This window comes from Kitasatospora kazusensis, from assembly GCF_039529945.1.
In the GTDB taxonomy this organism is placed as follows: domain Bacteria; phylum Actinomycetota; class Actinomycetes; order Streptomycetales; family Streptomycetaceae; genus Kitasatospora; species Kitasatospora kazusensis.
The window spans coordinates 22,021-43,463 of sequence record NZ_BAAANT010000007.1 but is presented as its reverse complement, the minus strand read 5'-3'; the positions used below and the strand labels follow the sequence as shown (position 1 = coordinate 43,463).

Annotated in this window: 20 protein-coding genes and 1 CRISPR repeat array; of the genes, 16 read left to right on the top strand and 4 right to left on the bottom strand. The window is 68.6% G+C overall.

Going from position 1 to position 21,443, the window contains the following annotated elements; translation table 11 throughout:
* Window positions 1–30 precede the first annotated feature (30 nt).
* From cas7e to ABD330_RS32455, 6 genes are all read left to right on the top strand, one after another.
* Window positions 31–1,212, top strand: a complete 1,182-nt coding sequence (cas7e, locus tag ABD330_RS08190) for a type I-E CRISPR-associated protein Cas7/Cse4/CasC (protein WP_344462397.1) — start codon at window positions 31–33, stop codon at window positions 1,210–1,212.
* Window positions 1,213–1,232: 20 nt separating this feature from the next.
* On the top strand, window positions 1,233–2,066 hold the full coding sequence (cas5e, locus tag ABD330_RS08185; protein ID WP_344462695.1) for a type I-E CRISPR-associated protein Cas5/CasD: 834 nt from the start codon (window positions 1,233–1,235) through the stop codon (window positions 2,064–2,066).
* On the top strand, window positions 2,063–2,713 hold the full coding sequence (cas6e, locus tag ABD330_RS08180; protein WP_344462395.1) for a type I-E CRISPR-associated protein Cas6/Cse3/CasE: 651 nt from the start codon (window positions 2,063–2,065) through the stop codon (window positions 2,711–2,713). Before cas5e ends, cas6e begins: the two co-directional genes overlap by 4 nt.
* Window positions 2,710–3,699 carry a type I-E CRISPR-associated endonuclease Cas1e gene (gene cas1e, locus ABD330_RS08175; protein ID WP_344462393.1) on the top strand — a complete coding sequence of 330 codons (990 nt, stop codon included), beginning with the start codon at window positions 2,710–2,712 and terminating at the stop codon, window positions 3,697–3,699. The genes cas6e and cas1e overlap by 4 nt, the downstream gene beginning before the upstream one ends.
* Window positions 3,700–3,739: 40 nt before the next feature.
* On the top strand, window positions 3,740–4,060 hold the full coding sequence (gene cas2e / locus ABD330_RS08170; RefSeq protein ID WP_344462391.1) for a type I-E CRISPR-associated endoribonuclease Cas2e: 321 nt from the start codon (window positions 3,740–3,742) through the stop codon (window positions 4,058–4,060).
* A gap of 21 nt (window positions 4,061–4,081) precedes the next feature.
* A CRISPR array of direct repeats spans window positions 4,082–4,964; the repeat unit is 29 nt; unit sequence GTCCGCCCCGCGCGAGCGGGGGTCAGCCG.
* A 30-nt stretch (window positions 4,965–4,994) separates the two neighbouring features.
* Window positions 4,995–5,291 (top strand): hypothetical protein, encoded by a 297-nt coding sequence (locus ABD330_RS32455; protein WP_425555478.1) that lies wholly within the window; start codon window positions 4,995–4,997, stop codon window positions 5,289–5,291.
* Between the two features lies 1 nt (window position 5,292).
* On the opposite strand, the gene ABD330_RS08165 is transcribed toward ABD330_RS32455, so the two are convergent.
* Both ABD330_RS08165 and ABD330_RS08160 read right to left on the bottom strand, forming a co-directional pair.
* Window positions 5,293–5,868: an HD domain-containing protein gene (locus tag ABD330_RS08165; protein ID WP_344462389.1), complete on the bottom strand. Its 576-nt coding sequence runs from the start codon at window positions 5,866–5,868 to the stop codon at window positions 5,293–5,295.
* 22 nt (window positions 5,869–5,890) lie between these two features.
* A complete protein-coding gene (locus tag ABD330_RS08160) occupies window positions 5,891–7,027 on the bottom strand; it encodes a helix-turn-helix domain-containing protein (protein ID WP_344462387.1) in 1,137 nt (378 codons plus the stop codon).
* Between the two features lie 208 nt (window positions 7,028–7,235).
* On the opposite strand from ABD330_RS08160, the gene ABD330_RS08155 reads away from it, so the two are divergent.
* The 10 genes from ABD330_RS08155 (at window position 7,236) to ABD330_RS08110 (ending at window position 14,296) form a co-directional block, all read left to right on the top strand.
* The gene (locus ABD330_RS08155) at window positions 7,236–7,730 is read left to right on the top strand and encodes an ATP-binding protein (protein WP_344462385.1); all 495 of its coding nucleotides are present in this window, start codon (window positions 7,236–7,238) and stop codon (window positions 7,728–7,730) included.
* Window positions 7,731–7,984: 254 nt separating this feature from the next.
* The gene (locus ABD330_RS08150) at window positions 7,985–8,212 is read left to right on the top strand and encodes a hypothetical protein (RefSeq protein WP_344462383.1); all 228 of its coding nucleotides are present in this window, start codon (window positions 7,985–7,987) and stop codon (window positions 8,210–8,212) included.
* Window positions 8,213–8,274: 62 nt separating this feature from the next.
* Window positions 8,275–9,207: a phosphotransferase gene (locus tag ABD330_RS08145; protein WP_344462381.1), complete on the top strand. Its 933-nt coding sequence runs from the start codon at window positions 8,275–8,277 to the stop codon at window positions 9,205–9,207.
* Window positions 9,204–9,500, top strand: a complete 297-nt coding sequence (locus ABD330_RS08140) for a hypothetical protein (protein WP_344462379.1) — start codon at window positions 9,204–9,206, stop codon at window positions 9,498–9,500. Before ABD330_RS08145 ends, ABD330_RS08140 begins: the two co-directional genes overlap by 4 nt.
* A gap of 153 nt (window positions 9,501–9,653) precedes the next feature.
* On the top strand, window positions 9,654–10,646 hold the full coding sequence (locus tag ABD330_RS08135; RefSeq protein WP_344462377.1) for a radical SAM protein: 993 nt from the start codon (window positions 9,654–9,656) through the stop codon (window positions 10,644–10,646).
* On the top strand, window positions 10,639–11,415 hold the full coding sequence (locus ABD330_RS08130) for a hypothetical protein (protein WP_344462375.1): 777 nt from the start codon (window positions 10,639–10,641) through the stop codon (window positions 11,413–11,415). Before ABD330_RS08135 ends, ABD330_RS08130 begins: the two co-directional genes overlap by 8 nt.
* Before the next feature lie 59 nt (window positions 11,416–11,474).
* Window positions 11,475–12,266, top strand: coding sequence for a hypothetical protein (locus ABD330_RS08125; protein ID WP_344462372.1), 792 nt, complete (start codon window positions 11,475–11,477; stop codon window positions 12,264–12,266).
* Entirely contained in the window at window positions 12,239–12,850 is a 612-nt protein-coding gene (locus tag ABD330_RS08120; RefSeq protein ID WP_344462370.1) for an AAA family ATPase, read from the top strand. Before ABD330_RS08125 ends, ABD330_RS08120 begins: the two co-directional genes overlap by 28 nt.
* A gap of 27 nt (window positions 12,851–12,877) precedes the next feature.
* Window positions 12,878–13,321 (top strand): NUDIX hydrolase, encoded by a 444-nt coding sequence (locus ABD330_RS08115; protein ID WP_344462368.1) that lies wholly within the window; start codon window positions 12,878–12,880, stop codon window positions 13,319–13,321.
* Between the two features lie 120 nt (window positions 13,322–13,441).
* Window positions 13,442–14,296 (top strand): SAM-dependent methyltransferase, encoded by an 855-nt coding sequence (locus ABD330_RS08110; protein ID WP_344462366.1) that lies wholly within the window; start codon window positions 13,442–13,444, stop codon window positions 14,294–14,296.
* Window positions 14,297–14,483: 187 nt separating this feature from the next.
* Here the strand turns inward: ABD330_RS08110 and ABD330_RS08105 are convergent, their stop codons facing one another.
* Window positions 14,484–15,710, bottom strand: a complete 1,227-nt coding sequence (locus tag ABD330_RS08105; protein WP_344462364.1) for a tetratricopeptide repeat protein — start codon at window positions 15,708–15,710, stop codon at window positions 14,484–14,486.
* A 315-nt stretch (window positions 15,711–16,025) separates the two neighbouring features.
* Entirely contained in the window at window positions 16,026–21,041 is a 5,016-nt protein-coding gene (locus ABD330_RS08100) for a LamG-like jellyroll fold domain-containing protein (protein WP_344462362.1), read from the bottom strand.
* Window positions 21,042–21,443 lie beyond the last annotated feature (402 nt).

Here is a 21,443-nt window from a genome sequence, read left to right as displayed (position 1 = left end):
CTCCGTTCTCCCACAAGGAAAAGAGTAGACATGCCGACGAAGACCGAGACCGGTGCCGCTGCCCGGTTCATCGACATCCACGTCGTCCAGAGTGTCCCGTTCGCCAATCTGAACCGCGACGACAACAACTCCGTCAAGACCGTCCGCTACGGCGACACCGACCGCACCCGCGTCAGCAGCCAGTCCTGGAAGCGCGCCGTACGCCAGTACTTCCAGCACAGCATCGGCGAACACGCCCTGCGCACCCGCCGGGTCGGCGCCCGCCTCGCCCACCTGCTGGAGAACGAGCGCGACTGGCCCGCCGGCCTCGCACAGCGCGCCGGACAACACGCCGCAGCCGGCAGCAGCATCAAGTTCGAGCTCGGCAAGAACGAACCGGTGGTGCTCACCAATGCCATGGTCTACGTCCCCGAGACGGCTGTCGCCGAACTCGCCGACCTGGCAGCCGAGTTCCGGGCCGAACTGGAGAACGCGAAGGACATCAAGAAGAGCACCGACAAGAGCGTCCTCCCGCAGGACCGCATCGACACCATCCTGCGCAGCCGCAACGGCGTCATCAACCTCTTCGGCCGGATGCTCGCCGAGGTCGATGACGCCGGCGTCGACGGCGCCGTCCAGGTCGCCCACGCCATGACTACCCACGGCACCGACGTCGAACTCGACTACTTCTCCGCCGTCGACGACGTCACCTCCACCTGGGGCGACACCACCGGCAGCGCCCACATGGGCCACGCCGAATTCAGTGCCGGCGTCTTCTACCGCTACGCCACCCTCGACCTCGCCGACCTCCTGTCCAACCTCGGCGGCGACCACGCGGCCGCCAAGGAACTGGCACAGGCGTTCATCGAGGCGTTCATCCTCTCCCTCCCGCAGGCCAAGAAGACCGCCACCGCCCCCCACACCATCCCCGACCTCGTCCACCTCAGCGTCCGTTCCAACCGCCCGCTCTCCTACGCCGCCGCGTTCGAGAAGCCCGTCCGCTCCCACCACGACGGCGGCTACGCCGCCGCCTCCCGCACCGCCCTCGACGCCTACGCCACCGCCGCGAACAAGCTCCTCGGGCAGTGCGGCATCGTCACCGCCGGCTGGGCCAGCCTGGAGGAGAAGGACCTGACGGGCCTGGGCACCCGCACCGAGTCGTTCCCCGAACTCATCGACCTCGCCGTCAACGCCGCTCTCGACACCACCCGCACCGCCGAGGACCACGCGTGAACACCACGCCCGACGCCGCTATGACCGCGACGGGCCCAGGACTGTTGCTGCACCTGGCCGGCCCGCTCCAGTCCTGGGGCGAGCGCAGCCAGTTCAACGAACGCGACACCGCGCCCTTCCCGACCCGCTCCGGCATCATCGGCCTCCTCGCCTCCGCCCTCGGCCGCACCCGCGACCAGCCCGTACACGACCTCGCCCGCCTCTCCCTGACCGTACGCACCGACCGCCCCGGCGTCCTGCTGCGCGACCTGCACACCGTCGGCGGCGGCCTGCGCGGCAAGGACACCGTCACCACCGCCGAGGGCAAGAAACGCAGCGGCGCCACCGCCACCCTGCTCTCGCACCGCTACTACCTGGCCGATGCGGCGTTCACCGCCGCCGTCACCGGCCCCCACGCCGATGCCGCGCTGCTGCAGGACTGCGCCCGTGCCCTACAGGCACCGAAATGGCCGCCCTACCTCGGCCGCCGCTCCTGCCCACCGGAGGGACCGCTCCTGATCGGCCTGCTCGACCAGCCCCTGCACCACCTGGTCCGGCTGCCGCTCGCCTCCCGCGCCCGCAGCGCCGACGGCGCCTCGGTCCGGGTGGTTTTCCACGGTGACCAGCCCCTCGACCGACTCCCCGGCGCAGCTTCCGGCACCGACGGTGCCGACGGCACTGCGCCCGCAGGCCAGATCAACGACGACCCCCTCGGCTTCCACCCCCGCACCCGCAGCTACCGCGCCCGCGCCCGCTACCAACGCACCCTCACCCTCCCCGCCATTCAGTGCGCAGGCCTTGGCACCGCCTACCTCACCACCCTCGCCGACTACCTCGACCAGCACACCCGCCACCCCGAGAGGGGCCTCGCATGAGCCTGTGGCTCACCCGCATCCAGCCCGACCAGAAGCACCCGAACGCCCGCAAGGACATCGCCGGGGCCGTCGACATGCACCACCGCCTGATGTCCCTCTTCCCCGACAACCTCGGCGACCAGGCACGCAGCCACCTCGGCATCCTCTTCCGCACCGAGGACAGCCCCACGGGCGTCCAGATCCTCATGCAGAGCGCGGCCGAACCTGACCTCACCCGCCTGCCCGCCGGCTACGGGCCCGCCCTCTCCAAACCGCTCACCCCGCTGCTCGACGCCCTGCGCCCCGACCTGACGGTCCGCTACCGCATCGCCGCCAACGCCATCCGCAAACCCGGCCGCACCACCCGCGAGCTGTACAACCTCAGCGCCGTCGTCCCCCTCAACGGCCAAGCCGCCGAAGACTGGTGGACCCGCCAGGCCGAAGCCTCCGGCCTCAAGGTCATCACCGTCCACTCCACCCTTCTCGACGCCGCCACCGGCGCTCGCCGCCAGGACCAGCACCGCGTCAAGCACACCCGCACCCAGTTCGACGGCACCGCCCTGATCACCGACCCCGACCAACTCCGCACCCGTCTCACCGACGGTATCGGCAAGGGCAAGGCCTACGGCTGCGGCCTCCTCAGCCTCGCACCCACCCGACGCCCATGAGCGGCTCCCACCCCCAGGACGCGTCAGCAGCGCGCCGCAAACTCGCCGCACCCACCGTCGCGATGCTGCCCCGCGCCGCCGACTCCCTCTCCTTCCTCTACCTCGACATCGTCCGCATCGTCCAGGACGACACCGGCGTCTGCGCCGAAGTCACCAGCCCGCAACGCGGAACCGAACTGGTCTACCTCCCCACCGCCGCACTCAACTGCGTTCTGCTCGGCCCCGGCACCTCCATCACCGCCCGCGCCCTAGCCACCTTCGCCCGCCACGGCACCACCGTCGTCATCACCGGCTCCGGAGGCGTCCGCTGTTACGCCAGCACCCTCCCCGACTCCCTCAGCACCACCTGGCTCGAACTCCAAGCCCGCGCCTGGGCCGACGACCACCAGCGCCTCGCCGTCGCCACCGCCATGTACGAACAGCGATTCAGCCCCACCACCGTCCCCGCCGGCACCACACTCGCGCAACTGCGCGGCATGGAAGGCCAACGCGTCAAGGCGCACTACCGCCTCCTCGCCCAGCAGTACCGCATCGGCCGATTCCGCCGCGCCTACGACCCCGCCTCTTGGGACACCCAGGACCCCGTCAACCTCGCCCTCTCCTCGGCCAACACCTGCCTCTACGGCATCGTCCACGCAGCCGTCGTTGCTCTCGGCTGCTCACCCGCCCTCGGCTTCGTCCACAGCGGCAACCAACAGGCCTTCGTTTACGACGTCGCCGACCTCTACAAGGCGGAACTAACCATCCCGCTCGCCTTCTCCCTCAACAGCTCCCCGCGACCGGAACAGGACGCCCGCCGAAGCTTCCGCGACGGACTCCGCCTCTTCCGGCTCCTGCCGCGCATCGTCACGGACATCCAGCGCCTCCTGGCACCGGAAGCCGACATCACGGCGCCCGACCCCGAGGAGCAACTCGTGGACCTCTGGGACCCGGTCTCCGGGACCATCCCAGGAGGCGTCAACTACGCGACTGGGGAAGCAACATGACCCTGATCGGCGTAGTACTCACGCCACTGTTGGAGCCGCCATGGCATCGATGATCGCGCTCTCGGTCACCAACGTCCCCGACCATGTACGAGGGGCCCTCACCCGCTGGCTCCTCGAAGTCACGCCCTATCTTTACGTCGGCACCGTCTCGGCCCGAGTCCGCGACGAACTCTGGACCGTCGTCAGCGCCTGTGCAGGAGATGGCGTCGCGGTCCTTGTCCATCCGGCCGCCAACGAACAGGGCTTCGAACTCCGCACCGCCGGAGAGCAACGCAGGTATCCGGTGGACTTCGACGGCCTTACCCTGCTGGCCTTCCGCCCGGCAGGAGCGACAGGCGGTCAAGAAATGGCAAAGCCGTAGAAACGTCGCAGGTCACAAAGGGTCCGCCCCGCGCGAGCGGGGGTCAGCCGGCGACGCGGCCCGGACCGTGCGGGCGGGTGGCGTCCGCCCCGCGCGAGCGGGGGTCAGCCCGACGTGTTGGCCGCGTTGCCACGCTCGAAGCGGTCCGCCCCGCGCGAGCGGGGGTCAGCCGCAGTCCGGACCACCGCGGCCGTTCTCAGGGAGGTCCGCCCCGCGCGAGCGGGGGTCAGCCGCACGAGACCAACGTCGGCGGTCTCTGGCGGGCGTCCGCCCCGCGCGAGCGGGGGTCAGCCGGCCCTCGAAGTACCGGAGTGCATCGTCCCGGAGTCCGCCCCGCGCGAGCGGGGGTCAGCCGCGCCCCCGGTGACCGTCGCGCCCACCGTGGCCGTCCGCCCCGCGCGAGCGGGGGTCAGCCGTGCTCCAGGAACTTGGCGCACTGAATAAGCAGGTCCGCCCCGCGCGAGCGGGGGTCAGCCGCCGGACTATGGGGCGCGACGCAGCGCCCGAGCGTCCGCCCCGCGCGAGCGGGGGTAAGCCGATCCACTGGATCGGCGGCCCCTACACGACCCCGTCCGCCCCGCGCGAGCGGGGGCCAGCCGAACTCGTTCGCCGGGGACTCCACCGACACCCGGTCCGCCCCGCGCGAGCGGGGGTCAGCCGGAGACGACGTTCACCCAGGCCTCCTTGGGACTGTCCGCCCCGCGCGAGCGGGGGTCAGCCGCGCTTGAACTCTCGGATCCGGGCGACCTCAAAGTCCGCCCCGCGCGAGCGGGGGTCAGCCGCTCCGCTTCCCCTGGGGCCACGTCGTGCCAGTGTCCGCCCCGTGCGAGCGGGGGTCAGCCGCCGGAGCCCAGGCAGATGTACTCCGGGCCGTTGTCCGCCCCGCGCGAGCGGGGGTCAGCCGTTGATCACGCCCTGTACCTCGTTCAGGCCGATGTCCGCCCCGCGCGAGTACGGCTCCCGGGTGCCGGTCCGGGCCTGGGCCGAGGCTGCCGCACTCGCCAAGAGCGCGGTGGCGTACAACGCCGGCACCCTCAACCGCGCACGCGAGGACGGCGTCCGCTGGGTCGAAGTCTTCGACGGACCCGACTGCGGCTGGACCGCCCACAGCGACACCGACAAGGCCAACCGAACACTGCGCACCGCCGAATGGCCGATCTCTCACCCGCGGTGCCGCCGATCCTTTGGCCCCCGCCCCGACGCCGACTCTCAGCTTGACAAGGGAAGTTAGGTCAGCGGAGGTAGGTTCGCTGCCACTCCGAAGCGGACATGTCCTGTGCTGCCTCAGCCAGGGCCTGGGCGGAGGGGGTCTTGAGCTTCGCTCGGGTGCTGTCAACCCACTCCTGGGCGTTCGGGTATCCCTGCTGCAGGTACTCCAGGCCCTGAATCATGCATTCGAGCTTATCGGCATCGTGGGCGACCAGCACCTCCAGCGATTCGCCGGTCTCGTACTCGTCCACGACAGCCTTGATGCCGGCGGCTACGCACGCATGAGCATCAGCGACCTGATCAGCAGTAACTTCCTGGTTCGCTGCTGCCTGGATGTAGCGTCGGCCGATCCATGGAATGTCCCCGATGCGCGTCTCCTGTGTGTCGTGGAACGTGCAGAGCAGCGCAACCTTGGCAGCGTCGGCGCCCTCCATCATTGCCAGGATCGAGCCGATGATGGCTGTGCGCCATGAGTGCTCCGCGATGGTCTCGGGGTCTTTGACGCCGGCGATCCACCAGCCGGTGCGCTTTCCGCGCTTGAGGGCACCCATCTCGAACAGGTAGCTGACGGTACCTTCTGCGGTCTGGCGGTCGGTCATCGTGCTGATCCTCTCTGGCCGATCAAGCGTGCAGTTTCAGACCGTAGTGCACGGCGTGAAGTTCCCGCCGGGACTGTTTGGAGATCGTGTCCTGGTCGAGGAGGGCAGTGATCCTTTCTCCGAGGAGCCGGTTGAGCTGAGGATCGGCGAGGAGAACTCCGCGTCGGGACGCGACCAGTGCCCAGACGGAGTGAACGTTCAGATCGATGCAGCCGAGATCTGGTTGGAGCCGATTCGACAGGAGCCGGAGCAGAGATAGGCCGTCCCAGGCTGAGGTTGACCGGGTCACCATGAAGCTGTCGTCCGGCTGGGGGTGCGGGTCCAGGCCAAGCCAGTAGGCCCAGTAGTTGAGGTTGGCCGTCTCGCCTGCGTCGTCGTCTATGCCGTGGGCGATGAAGGACCGAAGAGTGTCCCGGTCGCCATGGCGGGTGAGGGATGCTGCCACGGATCGCACGTCTGCCCAGTGCGGGGTCCAGCGACCGTCGCGCAGTCCGGGCTGGTGTTTCCGCATCTCGGCGAGCCAGGGGCCGGTGTCCGTTGCGGTGTCGTATGAGCACAGGTAGAGGGCCTGGCGTCGAAGCAGCGCGCCCTGTTCGGCTGTGTGGTCGGCTAGTTCCGCAGCTCTGCGCATGTGTGTGAAGAATGCGCTGCGCTCCGCGGCGGTCATTTCTGGTGACACGGGGGCGGGGCCGCGCCGCCTTGGGGCGCCGCTCGGGGGCCGGGGGATCGAGGAGGGCTCGACGCCTACCAGCGCCCACGCGATGAGGTGGGCAACATCTCGGGTGAAAACCCAGCTGGACAAAGGATGTTGATTAATCTCGGGGCTGGGCGGGCCAGCGAGCGCGTGGGAGATGAGCAGGTCAGCGTCCAGCGCATCATCCAGGAGGAGAAGCATCGTCGGGTCGGCGCCCAGGCGTAGGAGGGTGCGGCGAAGGGAGCGGAGATTCGCTGCACGGGTGGAGGCGAGCGGCCGGCGGCCAGACTCCCAGCCCTGGATGGTTGCTTTGTCGACGCTGATGGCCTCAGCTGCCGACTCTTGAGTGAGCGCCAGCTGCTCCCGGATCTTGCGGAAGACGTGGCCGGTGACTGATACCTCTTGCGCGCGCTGCTGGGTAACGCTGCGGCTGGTAAGCGTTCCGGGGCGCCTTAACTGGGACATAGGAACCATTCCGCCTCTCGGGGGGCGTTGGCTGCTGCTGATACTCGTACCCACGGTCAGTCGAGTCGGTGACCCAACTCACGTAGCGTTTCCAATGCAGCTTTCAGCCAAGGGACATGACTGACAGTAGTCCCATTGTCGCTTGCGGGACGGCGGAACGTCGACAGGCGCACAGGCCGTAGCTGGGCTCGACCCCTTCGGGTAATCGATGGAGCGCCACACGACGATCTTGACGATGGGAGCGACTCAGGTGGTGATCACACAACCCTGTCCGGCCCGGCGCCTCCGGGTGTGGGCGACGGGCTTCCCCGCTCAGCCAGAGACAGTCGGCCTTGCTCGACGCCACCTCCTGCAACGCCTTAGTGAGTGGGGTTGGGACGGCCAACGGGTCGACGACCTGATGATGATCTGCTCCGAGCTGGTCACGAATGCCGTCGTGCATGGCAGCGGCCCGAGTGACGTGGTGATGGTGCGTCTGCAGGAGGTTGACGGGGGCTGCCGAATCGAAGTGTCGGACACGGAACCCACCTTGAAGTTCGCCAAGACGGCGGCAGTGACCGGTGAGGGCGGCCGGGGTCTTCTCCTGGTGAACGCACTGGCTGACGACTTCGGAGTGGTGAAACAGAGGGAGAAGGGCAAGACGGTGTGGGCACGAGTGCTGCGGATCTCCGACAAGGGCACAGACAGGGGGGTAGCAGCGTGAAGGGCCTGATGAGGCGGGCGCTCGGGCTCGGCAGTGGCCGAAGGCGCGCCTTACCCACCACCCGCCCGGCGGGGCGGCCGCCGGCGGGCAGGCCCCGGACTGGGCAGCGACCGGGAAGCACGGTGGCTGGTCCGGAGCGGTTGCGGACAGCATTCTGGTGCACCGCCGTCGCCTACGACCATGGGGCGGGACGGCCGGTCCTGTTCGGCTCCCAGCCGGCCCCCGATGCGCGTCTGGCCGTGCGCTGGCTCCAGATGAGGGTCACGTTCCTGGCCGAACAGCTCGACGCCGGCCACATCGTCCCGGCTGCGCGCTGGCTCGCGGACGAGGACGTGATGGGGGCGGCGATGCAGGCGCTGCACTGGGGCGAGTCCTACTCTCTGACGATCTCGGACGACCAGGCGGTGTACGTGTTCACCGCGCAGACGAGCAGCGGCGTGGAGCCCGTGCTGCCGGGCAGGGAGACGGCGTGGCCGCTGTGACCGATCATCGAAGAGGGACGTCGCCGACCAGCTCGGAGCTTTCTGCCGGGTGGCCCGGACAGTTGGCGGACACCGTGGTCCAGGCTCTGGAAAAGGCACTTGGCGCCTCGGTGAAGGCGTTCATCCAGATTCCCGCCAGCCCGGGATCGGAGCGTTGCGGGACGCTGGAACTCGATGACGGGCGGCGGCTGCACCTGACCGTTGTCAGTTGGAGGAGCCCGGACTACCGATCGCTGCGGTGGGAGTCGCAGATCGCCTCGCTAGTCGCGGCCGTCGGGCCGCGACTGGTTGCCGAGGTCCGCTCCCAGCAGATGCGGCTCCTGGTCCACGAACACGTACCCGGCCGGGCGGTGGACCTGAGCTACGGCTCGCAGGACCTCCCGCTGGTCGGGGCGTGGCTGCGCCGGGCGGCGCAGGAGCCGGTGGCGGAGCCCGTCGATGGGATCGGCGATGCGGCCGGCTGGTTCGGCCCGGCCCGGTTCAGCGGCTGGTCGACGCTCTCGGACCTGCCTCCGGGGTATGTGGCCGACAGCGAAGGGCAGTTGATGCACCGGCTCGTCGCCCTTCAGGAACAGGCACACGGCGTTCTCCGAGGCGGCCACCTCGTCCACGGGGGTCTGCATCCGGGGAACCTGCTGCGCGACGGCGACCGGATCGCTGCGGTCGGTTGGCACCGGTCCCGGTTCGGGCCGCCCTGGCTGGACACGGCGCTGATGATCCCCCGGCTGATCGCGGCCGGCCACCACCCGGACGACGCCGAGCGGTGGGGGAGGGAGCACGGGGCCCTGGACGACGCAAGCGACTCCGACATCACAGCGGTGGCCGTCGCGGTGGCGGGCCAGGCGGTGCACCGCGACATCTACAGCTTCGAACGGACACCGCGCGCGTCGGAGCTCCCGGCGTCCGCCGCGCTCGCCTGGATGCGCAGCCGTCTCCACACGGCCGCCGAGTGCCGGCACCTGCCCGGCCGGACCACGGGAGGTGGTGCCTGGTGAGCGGGCCGGTCCCAGCGTGGCGCGAGTTCGAGACGGAGATCCTGGCCGCGTACCGCAACGGCCGGCCGCTGGCGCGGATCTACCGCCGGTACGCGATCACCAGAGCCGAGTTCTCCGCGCTCCTGGAGCAGCACGGGCTGGCGACCCGCGCCGAGATCCGGGAGACGGAGGATCCGCCCGGCACCAGCCCGCTGGAGTCCTTCACCGCCGAACTCCTCGACGTGAAGGTCCGCGCGGCCGGGGAGCGGCAGCAGGCACTCGCCACGCTCATGGCCACCCCGCCGGGCCAGTAGACCCGCCCCACGCCGTCCACACCAGCTCCACCCCCGGAACCAGTGCAGGCACACCGGCCCGGGGGTGGCGGGTGCCGCAGCGGACGCCTCCCCCTCGCACCGCTGCGGCACACCGATCACACGACCACGACACCAACCGAGAGGACACGTCCCATGGCAACTCTGCTCGGAACACCCTCAGTGCCACGCCGCACCGCCCTCGACCTGGGCAGCGGGGTCAGCTTCGGAGCCGGACACCACTTCACCGCCGCACCGCAGGCGGACATCACCGCCCTCGCCCAAGAGGCCACCGTCCCCCTGTCGGTGATCAAGCAGGTCACCAAGAGGTGCAACTTCGACTGCTCGTTCTGCAGCGAGGTCCTGCAACTGCCCGACCCGTCGCTGGCGCAGCTGGAGACGATGCGCGACAACCTCAAGGGCGTGAAGCGGGTCTTCCTCTCCGGCGGTGAACCGCTGCTGCGCGAGGACTTCGGCGACATCGTCGACATGTACGCCGACGAAGGCTTCATCATCGGGGTACCGACCAACGCCACCAAGGGACTTCAGCACGCCAAGCGGATCGTCGGCAAGGTCGCGTTCATGAACATCGGCCTGGAAGGGCCGCGCGCCACCACCAACCGCGTCCGGGGCGACTACGACCAGGTCATGGCCGGCGTCCGTGCCCTGCGCGAAGCCGGACTGCCCCTGTCGCTGTCAGCGGTCGTCTACCGCTCCACCCTGACCGCACTGCCCTTCACCTACCAGATCGCCGACACCCTGGACGCGGGCAAACTCAAGCTCATCATGCCGCTGCGCAAGGGCAATGCCCTGAAACTGGAGGAGAACGAGTTCATCACCGACCAGGAAGCCGCCGACACCTTCCTCCGGCTCCGGGAACTGCGCGCCGTCCACGCCTGGACACCGGCGCTGCGCCTGACGACGTGGACGCCCGAGAACGAGGGCCACATGATCGTGGTCGAGCCGACCGGGGCGGCGAACGCCTGGCCGGTGTACGACGCGAAGGACCTGTTCGAGCCGCTGGGCAACGTGCTCCGGGAGCCGGTCACCGAGATCTGGAGGCGGTACCGGTTCAAGGAGAACCACTTCGCGAAGTACCTCGGCCGTTCGATCCGCTCCACCGACCACGCGGGGGCCAGCGGTGCGTGAGTTCACCAACCTGTCGTGGCCGCAGACTCCCTACGGCGTGGACAAGCGTCCGTTCGGCAGGCCGGTGCGGCTGCTGACCGGCCTGTCCGTGCAGTGGGCGGACAACGGATCCCAGGCGGTGCCGGTGGCCGCCGCTGCGGTGTTCCTGCCGGTCCACCGCACGGCCACCGTGCTGGTCGACCTGCCGACGCTGCACTTCGGCTACCGGGTCCTGGCCACCGAAGGAGACCGCGAGGCCCCGGAACTCGTCGCGTTCCTCGACGGGGTTCTCGTCCAAGGGCGCCGGGACTCCGCCGGCCTGGCCTGGCACTCCTTTGCCGACGATGTGGGAGCCCTGCTGACGTACGCGCCCGGCCGGATGCCCGGGATCACCGCGGTCGCCGACGGATGGGCCGACCGTTCGGCCCGGGAACGCGGAACAGCCCAACTCACCGACACCGCTGATGATTCGGGACTGTCTGGCTGGTCCGTCAACGCGGTGTGCCGCGAGAGCGACCTCGACTGCCCCACCGGGGACAACGGCATCCTCGCCCCCGCAGAGATCCAGCGGCTCTACGACAGCCCGACCGCCGCGACGGCGCAGACGGCCGAGGCGCTGGGCTGCTCGGCACTCCACCAGGCCCTCGCGGTGGCACTGTTGGCGGGCCACACGCGTTGCCACATCCGCTGGGACGGCACCCTGCCGCTCGGCAGGCTCGCGCGGGCCGTCGCCTGGGACTCCTTCCCGAAGGCCCTCACCGCCACTCCGCTGGATGCCGCCGGTCGGTAGCGTCACGCGGCGGGCCCCGCGAACCGGGCCCGCCGCCGCACCACGAAGAGAGACCGAACTTGATCACCGTCAGCAACCTCGCCCGGCCCCACCGCCCGCCCGCGCGGGCGAAGGGGAGCGTGCGCCTCGCGTCCCTCGATGTGGAGTGGACGAAGAACCGCCGTATCAAGAACGGCAACAAGCCGTTCTGCTTCTCCCTCGTCTGGATGGACCTCCCTCGCCGGGGACCGGTGGCTCTGCCCGCCAGCGGCTACGGCTTCACGAGCGTCTACGTCGAGGACCCGCAGGAGGTGGGGGCCTTGATGGAGCTTGCTGGCAGGGCCGTCCGCTCCGCCCTGGATGGCGCGGACTACCTGGTCGGCCACCAACTGTGCGCCGACCTCGGGGTGCTCACCGCCCACGCTGCGCCTCCGCCCGTGACTGAGGCCCGTGAGGCGTGGCGTCGCCGCCGCACACCCCAGGACAGCGACCCGCACATCCTCGACACCCGCTACGACGCCGGGCACCTCCTCGCCCAGGCCTCACGCCGACTGGTCGACGTGTGCACCGAACTGCAACTGGACGTCACCCAGCCGGAGTTGCGCAGTACCTCGATGACGGCTCTGCACCGCCGCTGGCTGGAGAAGGACGACGCCACCGCCCGCGAGCGGATCAGCGTCCTCAACCTGCGCCACTCGCTCTCCACCGCGTTCGTCGCCGCCCGCGCCGCCGGCCTGGCGACCTGGAGCCGGCCGGTCAACGTGAACCGCATCCTCGCCCACGGAGCCACCGGCGCCTGGCCATGGCTCAACTCGCCCACATTCACCGCCCTCTTGGAGGAACCGTGCCCATCCGCACCTGCGCGGTCCTAGCCGTCGAAGGAACACAGGCCGGCGGCAAGACCACCCTCGTCCACGCTCTGGCCGCGCACTACCGCGAGCGCGGGATCCACGTCGAGTGCACCGGCGAGCCCGCCCGGGTCAGCCCGTTCATGGAGGAGATCGTCCTCCACGGCAAGGGGACGTTCGACCTCACCGCCGAACTCGACCTCTTCGCCGCCCAGTTCACCACAGCCATGCGGGCAGCCCGCAACCACCGGCTCCTGATCACCGACAAGACCCCCGCCAACGTCCTCGCCTACGCCCGCCTCGTCCTCGACCAGGACGACCCGGCCGTCCGCGAGACCCTGCACGCGATGCAGACCCTCTGCCGTGCCTGGATGCCGCACGCGTACGACGCCGTGGTGTACTGCCGGGACCACTTCGACCAGCAGTCCGGAGGCGACCGGTTCCGCGACAAGGTCCTCGACCTCCAAGGGCCCGTGGACCACACCGTCCACGAGGCGTGCGCGCACGCCGGAGTGAAGATCCTCGACCTGCCGACCGGCCTCGACACCGCTTCGCGTGTCCGGTGGGTCACCGACCGCGTTAGCGATCTGGGCCTCCTCATACCCTGACCGGCGGGGCCCGGAAAGGCCCCGACCATGAGCACCCAGCGACCTGTCCTCGACGTGATGCTGATTCTCGAACGCGCCGACGGAAAGATCCTCCTCGCCGAACGCGCCAACACCGGCTACGCCGACGGACTCCTCAACCTGCCCTCCGGCAAGGTGGACGACGGCGAGAGCGTCACCGACGCGGTGATCCGCGAAGCCTTCGAGGAGATCGGCATCAAGGTCGACGCCGACGATCTGCGGACCGTCCACGTCGTCCACTTCCGAAACCCCGAAGGGCAGCCCCGCGTCGGCTGGTTCTTCGCCACCCGCCGCTGGGAGGGCGAGCCGGTCAACGCCGAACCCGCCAAGTGCGCCGGCCTGACCTGGGTCACCCCGGAGCAACTGCCCTCCCACACCGTCCCCTACAACGCCGCCGGCATCGCCGCGTACCTGCGAGGCACCCCTCACGCAACCGAAGGGTGGACGCGGTGAGCACCGAGCCGGCGCAGCACAGCCCCGACTACAGGCGATACGACACCGCGGGCGGACGGCCCCGCCGCACGGGCCGCTCCTCCGCCCTGCCCCCGCAGGCCAGCACAACGGAGCACCCCCGTGGAACACCCGACCGACAACCCCGCCCTCCACCTCCCGTGGCTGATGCGCCCGACCCCTGGCCGCCTCCACGACTTCTTCGCCGACGGTCACAACAACCTCTGGGTTGACCGCGAACTCGGCCACGACCTGCTCGCCCAGGCCAGCTGCCTCCCACCGGCCGCAGCGGCCAACTGGGACTTCAAAACCCGGGTGACGAGACTGGCCGCCCGCCGGGGAATCCACCAGTTCCTTGAGCTCGGCTGCGGGTACGCCCGCCGCGAGCACACGATGAGGGCCGACCGGTGGCTCCCGACCGTCCACCGCACCGCGATGGACGCCACCGCGACACCCGGTAACGTCCGCATCGTCTACGTGGACCACGACCCCCTCGTCATGGGCTACGCCCGCGCCCTGCTCGACGACTGCGACGCAGTCCGGACCCTCGAAGCGGACATCCTCGACATGCCCGCCCTCCTCACCGCACCCCAGATCAGCGGGCACCTCGACCCAGCCCTGCCCGTCGCGGTGACCTTGACGGCAGTCGCGCACTGGATCACCGACGACCCCGCCCTGCACCACGCCATGGACAGCCTCGTCACCTGGCTCCCACCAGGAAGCACCCTGTCCATCACCCACGCCACCGCCGACCACCACCCACAGACCGCCACCGCCCTGGCCCAGATCTGCACACGCGCGGGCCTACCACTGCGCCTTCGTGAACGGGCTGAGGTCAGGGCCCTGTTCTGCGGCCTGCCGCTGCTCAGCCCCGGGCTGACGGCCACCGAGAACTGGCGCCCCGAGCAGCGGGCGCCGTACCGGTCGGCCGCCTGGGCGGGTGTTGCCGTCAAGGGCGCGCCAGCAGTCGCGAGGTGAGCCCCCGGATGCCGGTAATCGCCACAATAGGTTTACGGCCACTATGGGGTCCTGTGGCGGTTATGGCGAACCCTTCAGCCGGGTCACAGCCTGGACTGCTGTAGCAAGAGGAGACAGTGGTCGACCAGGAGAGCGAGGTGCAGCACGTGCCGGGCATGCTCTGCAACGCCATCCCAGGCGTTCGCGATCATGCGCTGCTGGAGCCGGCCTCGCGCGCTAGTTCTGCGAGCGCGGCGGCTGCAGACGCGGTATTGGGATGGTCCTCGCCGAAGTTCGCCTTCCATGCAGCGTAATTGGCGCGCAGCGCCTCATCGGCTTCTAGGAGCCGCCCTTGGCCCGCCAGCGCCAGACCAATGAGCTGGTCCGCTTCGAGGGTGCGGTGATGGGTCGCGCTGAATCCAGGCTCGCAGTTCGCGCGGGCTCCGCGGGCTTCCTTCTCGGCAGCGGCATGCTTCCCGAGTCCGAGCAGTCCTGCAGCTGTGGCGATGCCCACAGCAGCGAGATCGCTGTTCCTGGTCGCCGAGGTCTTCAGGAATCCGACCTTGGCTTGGCCGACGGCCCGCGCCGCCTCCTCGTACCGGTGTTGGCCATTCAGACACTTGGCCAACGTCAGATGAAGCGTGTTGCCGAAACGAGCGTCTGCGAGGCCAGCGGCGTGTTCGATCGCTGCTCTTGCTACGAGTTCGCCCTCGTCGAAGCGCCCGAGGCCGGCGAGAGCGAAGACCAGGTTGTTGCACGCCGCCATGTGCAGCGGGACAAAGCCGTTGAGCTTGGCAGCTTCTACGATCGCACGACACTCCGATTCGGCCTCGTCGTACCGACCGAGGTAGGAGAGGTGCGGCGTGCTGTCGGAACGGGCCTTCAGGATTCGCAACCGTGTATCACCCTTGACTTCGGTGAGGGCGCCGCCCAGGGCGGCGTACTTCTGAACGGCCTCGGCATGCCGTCCCAGATCCCCGAGCGTGAATGCCTGAAGCCCCCAGGCAGCCAGTAGAAGAGGGTCCAAGGGCATGGCCTTGCGCAGCGACATGACGGTGCGTGCCTCCACCTCGGCCTCTTGGAGACGCGAAGCGGCACGGAGCACCAGTCCTAGGGCATAGTGCACCCTCGCCAGAAGAAGCTGGTCGCTTCCGTTGGGTGACCCGCTACAACGGCGCAGGACGTCGCGGAGCTCTTCCTCGGCGTCGTCGAGACGCTTGAGGATCAGGAGTGCATGGGTCCCATCGACCCGGGCTTGAAGGGTGGCCTCAGCGTCTGGACCCAGCAGCTGGGTTCGCAGCTCTACCGCTTCACGGAAAGCGTCCTCCGCTTGCTGTGCCTTGCCTTCAGCCAGGAGGCGCTTGCCTTGCGCGTGCAGGCCGTCGGCCTGCTGAGCAAGGCGACTGTCGGACCTTCGTTGCCACCACTTCGTCATGAGTCCCACCTGTGTTGCCCTCTACTGTGTTCGTGCTGGCGATCACCTGGCCATGGTTCCCAATGACCTGACATAGTCAGAGTATTCCTGACGGTGATGCCATGGAGATTCTCTGTAGCGAGATAGCTGTTCCTGCTCGTCTTATCGAAGCCCGACCACTGACCCCGAATCCACCGGTCAATAGCCGCTCCAGGGTCCGGACATGGAAGCGGAGATGCCCCCCCTGACCAGACGGCCTGAAGGGCCTGCCGGAGTGACGGAGCCGGGGTGGTTGCTCGTCCGCTGGACGAGCAACCACCCCGGCTATATGTGGGGTCAGCTCAGTTGTGTGGTGGCGGGTTGAGAGCCGATGAGGGAAACGGCTGCGGGTGTGAGCGCGCTGTCGAAGTACTGGACGTCGCTGATGGAGCCGGGGAAGTTGTTGCCTGCGTTCTTTGCCGTTCCGATGGTGAGGGGGCCGGTGGCGGCCCATGGACTGGTGTTGCTGGTGGTGGCGGTGAGTGCTCCGTCGACGTAGAGACTCATGGTCTGCGCTGTCGCGTCGTACACGCCGACCAGGTGCGTCCATTTCTTTGTGACCGCTGCGGCGCTGGAGGCTGCCACGGCGTAGCTGCCGGGGCTGGTGCTGTCTGCGGCGGGTGAGACGAAGGCCCAGGCGTTGAGCGACTTGGAGTACTGGAGGTAGAAGGCGCTCGCGGTGTTCCCGGACTGGCCGACGACGGTGGCGAAGCCGTTGGTGTTGGCGAGGTTGGCCCAGGCGGAGATGCTGTAGCTCTTGCCGGTGTTGATGATGGGGCCGCTGGTGGCAGCGTAGTCAGTGCTGCCGTTGAGGGTGAGGACCTGCCGGTTAAGGCTGCTGTCGGAGGTGAAGGAACTGCCATTGACAGTGAGTGTGTGAACCTTGGTGGTGTTGTTGGCCTCTGACCCGTCGTACCCGTCACCGTTGAGCTTCCAGCTGTCGGCGGGCTGTTCGACGTATCCGACGGTAACGGGCGCGCCGAACTTCGCTGCGCCGATGTAGGTCTGCGTGATGGCGGCGGGTGTCAGGACGCTTCCCCACATGGTGACGTCGCTGATGGAAGCCTTCACATACTGGCCGAAGGTGCCGCCCACCAGGACGCGCCCCCCGATCTGGACGTGGCCGGTGGCGTTCCACGTCGTACCGGAGTACGGGGCCGTGGAGGCGATGGTGCCGTTGACGTAGAGCGTGAGCTGCTGCGCGGTGGCGTCGTATTCACCGGTGAGGTGTGCCCACTTGCCGAGCTGGGGGCTGTTGGGGCCGCTGGTCTGGCCGTAGACGGCGCTGAAGGTGTTACTGGTGTCGTCGGCGTTGCTGCGGCCGAAGGCCCAGGCGTGGGCGCCGGCCGAGTAGTAGAGCTGGAAGCCTGAGCCGTTCGTACCGGATTGGGACGCGACGACACCGGTGGTGGTCAGGTCCCCGGGCTTTACCCAGGCTGAGACGGTGTAGCTCGTGCTGGTGTCCAGGACAGGGCCGGTTGTCGAGGCCGAGGCGGCGGTGCCGTCGAGGCTGAGTACGGCGCCCCGGGTGGCGTCGGTGGTGAAGGCGGCGGTGCCGCTGAGTGTCAGGTTGTTCTGCTGCGGGTTTGCTGTGTTCGTGGTGTCGGTGAGCCTCAGCCGGGCTACTGCCGCCGGGGCGGACGCGGGAGCGCCGGGGTACTCGGATATCTGGCCGGAAGAGCTGGTGGTGTACAGGCTCGGGAGGCCGTTGTTGTGCACGTCGCCGGGCGAGGCGATTCCCCGGTAGTCGTGGCTGTTGATGCCGAGCGGGAGGAGGGACTGCGGGGCGGGGAGGGCGTAGCCGGCGGTGGTGTAGGCCCAGTTCTGCTCGGGGTGGCCGGTGCCGCACTCCCAAGTGATCAACTGGGTGCCGGGGGCCTGGCTGCTGCCAGGGTCCGCGAGGCACATCCCTGACTGCGGGTTCTTCAGGGAGCCTGGGGAGTCACCGGGGGTCCACTGCTGGGATCCGGTGTTGTTGCAGTCCCACAGTTGCACGGGTGTGCCGTGGTTCAGGCCTCCGTTGACGATGTCGAGGCACTTCCCGAGGATGTGGACGGTGTTGTCCAGGCCGAGGGTGGCGTTCTGTGCATCGCTGCTGTTGCAGGACCAGACCTGTGCGGGTGTGCCGTTGGATGTGGTGGCGTTCTTGATGTCCAGGCACAGGTTGGCACCCTTGGTGTCCTGGATGCCTGAGACCAGCGGTGTGTGGGTGGGTGCCGCCAAGGTGGAGGTGGGGTTGCCGTTGGTATCGAAGGTCAGTGGGTAGCTGAGGACTGCTCCGGTGATGTTGTCGCGGGCCCACAGGGTGTACGCGCGGTCCACGGTGTTGCCGGGGGCCATCAGGGTGGCGTTGGACCAGTCACCGGTGCTGATCGGGAAGGCGTTGGAGAAGTGGGCGGCGTCTCCGCCACTGGTGTAGTACCACAGCCGGCCGTTCTCCACGGTGATGAGGTCGGCAGCCGGTGGGCCGGGGGCGATGATCTGGGAGACGCCTGACCAGTCTGCCGAGTTGTAGCCGGCGCAGCTGCTGCTGGGCGTGGAGGCACAGGTCGGTCGGGGTATGGCCGTTGAGATGTTCTGGGTGTGGGTGAAGTGTCCAGGTGTTCCAGGCGTGGTGCCGTTGGAGTCGTTCTTGTAGGTGTACATCGTCTTGCTGATGGTGTTGAAGGCGAACAGGTCGTCGACGCTGGCCTGTGTGAGGCTTCCGTGGTGCGCGATGAGGAACTTGTCCCAGCCGGTGTTCGGAGTAGGGCTTGTCGCGGGGGTGGAGGCGATGGTGGGCACTGCCGCGCCGTTGCCGGGTATGAGGCTGAGGTTGCCGTCTGTGGTGGTGGCGAGGAGGTCGGGGATGCCGTCGCCGGTAAGGTCACCCGGGGTCACCTTGAGGCTGCTGTTCCACGGGGCGTAGAAGCTGTAGGTCGCAACGGTTGCTTGGGAGTTGCCTGCCTTGTCGACCGCGCGGACGTACAGGGTGTGGTCACCCCAGTGGTCCGGGCCGACGGTGATGGGGATCGTTGCGGTGGCTACCCCGTTGGTCGTTGTAGCGGGCGTGCTCAGCGCGCCCTGGACGGGGATGTTCTGGTCGAGCGAGTATTCGAATTTGGCGACGCCACTGCTGAGGCACGACGCGAGTGTGCAGCTGCCGGCCGGGGGGACAGGGTCGGTGGTGGTGACGGTGATGCTCGCTGCGTCGCCGGCATGGCCGGTCACTGGGATGCCGCTGCCGAGAGGGGGGAAGGCTGTGGAGTTGGCGATGGTGGCCGGGGCGGGTGGTGTGAGGTCGACGCTGAAGTAGCAGTTGGGGGAGTTGGGACTGTTGAGAGTGCCGTCGGTGGCCCAGGCGTTCCAGCCGTAGGTGTGGCCGTCGCTGACGGGGAATCCGATGTTGGCGCTGACGGTGCTGCCGCTGGCGGCCCAGCCGCTTCCTGGCCAGGCGACGGTCTTGGGATGTCCGGTGGTGTCGTTGGCCATGTTGTCCCAGACGTGGAACCCGGCGGAGAGGTTGAAGCCGTTCATGTCGGTGATCAGCAGGGCGTTGAGATTGATGTTGGAGGCGTTCCCGGTGGAGGTGGTCCTGCCGATCCATCCGGGGGTTCCACTGCCGCAGGCGGGGTCGCTCGGGTTCTGTGACTTTGGTGAGGTGTTCAGCGCACTCGGCGTCTTCGGCGGGATGTCGAACTTGGTGATGAGGGCCGGATTGGTACCGAACCGCATGAAGCCGTAGTTCGTGTCGGACTGGCTTTCGTCGCCGGAGAGTTGGAACGTCAGATTGGGGTGGTTGCCCGCGAACTTCTGGACGTCGGCGGTGATGTCGAAGTTGACTGACTGGTATTGGCAGGTGCCGTTGGGCCCGGCGCTCGTGGGGCTCTGGGTCCCCAGGACGGGGTTCTGCAGTTCCTTGGTAGGACCTGGCATGTTGGCCCAGGTGGTGCCCTGCCCGATGCCGCCGGTGTGGGTGAGAGTGACGGGAGCGGTGGCGTTGCAGTCCCAGTTCGCGCCGGCGGTCTCGCTGAAGTAGATGGTGGCGTTGGAGATGACCATGTTGCTGGTCAGGCTGCTGGTGTCGATTTCGTAGAACGAGCGGTAGAGGCCGTAGCAGTCGCCGGCATAGTGCTGATAGCCGATGCCTTCGCCGTTGGTCTGGGCTTTGTCATAGAGGGTCGAGTTGACGTCAAGGGGAACACAGCCCTGCTGGACCTCGGTGTAGTGGTTGGTGCCGGTACTGACGGGGCTGACCGACGGGTCGATGTACAACGGCCACGTGGTGCTGCCGCCACCGAGCAGGCCCGCATCGGGCGTGAGGGTCACGGACGTGGCGTCACTGTGCACAGCCACGGCGGCGATGCGGGCGTTCTGGCCGGGGCCGTCGGCGGACGAGGTCGGCACTCCGGCAGGGTCGACTCCGCCGGGCAGCGGGGCGGTCGGCGTGGTGCCGGGGGCGTCTGACGCAGCGCGCGGTACTGCTGCGCGCTGCACGGCCGTGTGAGCCGTGGTGTGTGCGAGGTTGCCAGTGGAGGGGGCAGCGGTGCTGGAGTCCCACATGACCGGCGTGGCCGCCTGGAAGACGGGGGTGCCGTCTGGGGTAACGGCGGTGATGTTCCCGGCCTGGTCGGTGGTGACGTTCAGTCCGCTGGTGCTGGTCGCCAGCCGCAGGGTCTTGAGCGCGGGATTGGCGGCCGCGGTGGCGTCGCGGACGATCAGGACCTCGTGGAAGGCCCCCTGGTCCGTGACGGTGGCTTTCAGGTCCACGCCGGGCAGGACGTCCGTGTACTGCGCCGCGTTGCCGGTGACGGCCGGTGCTGGCAAGGACATAGGCAGGGTCATGGCGAAGCTGTGACCGGCCGGGTCGGTGAAGGTGGCCAGCGGGCCGGTGCCGCCGCCGGAGAGTGCCACACCGGAGGGGGTGGCGGTCGGCGAGTAGGTGCCGTCGGGGTTCTTCGCCAGAGTGGCGTCCACGCCGGTCCAGGCGCCCTGCTTGCTGACGCGGGCCGGTTGGATGTTCGTAGTCTGGGTGAGGGTGCCGTCGGGGTTGGCGACGGTGATCGAGGTCTGGGTCGTCAGTGTGTCGACCGTGACCGGCTGGCCGCTCGATTTCGCCTGGAGGAGCGCGGCTTGCATCGGGCCGCCGGGAGTTGGGGCGGGGGTGGTGCCGGGGGGCGGGGTGCTCTGGCCTGGGTCGGTGGCCCACGGGCGGTCGTCGGCCAGCGCGGGACCGGCGCCGCTGACGAGCAGTCCGGTGACGGCGGCTATCAGTGCCGCACGACGGAGGCCGGACCGGGGCCGACTCCGTCGCTGTGGATGAGATTGGGGCATGGTGTCTTCCTTCAGATAGTAATTATCAGGCAAAAGTTCAATGATGTAATTTTGGGACTTCTTTGCACTGCATCCCTGGTGAGGTGTCCGGTTCGTACCTCGTGATCCGCTTCATCCACCCTCAGTGTCGACGAGTTACTCCAGGTCAAAGGGCCTTGTGGCATGCGGGTGTCGGGGGAGGCTATTGCGCCGCCTGATGGGATGACAATACGGTTCAGCCGACCACGCCCAGCCGTATGTCCGGCTTCACGTGTTGTCCCCAGCCGTCCGAGGGCTGGAATTTGGTGTTCCATTCTGTGGACCGATTTTTGGGGTGTTCGGCGTGCGCACGAGGCTGCACTGGATCAAGGGCGCACGCGGTCGGAGGTGGGGACGGGGCGGCACGGTGGCGGTAGCCACAGC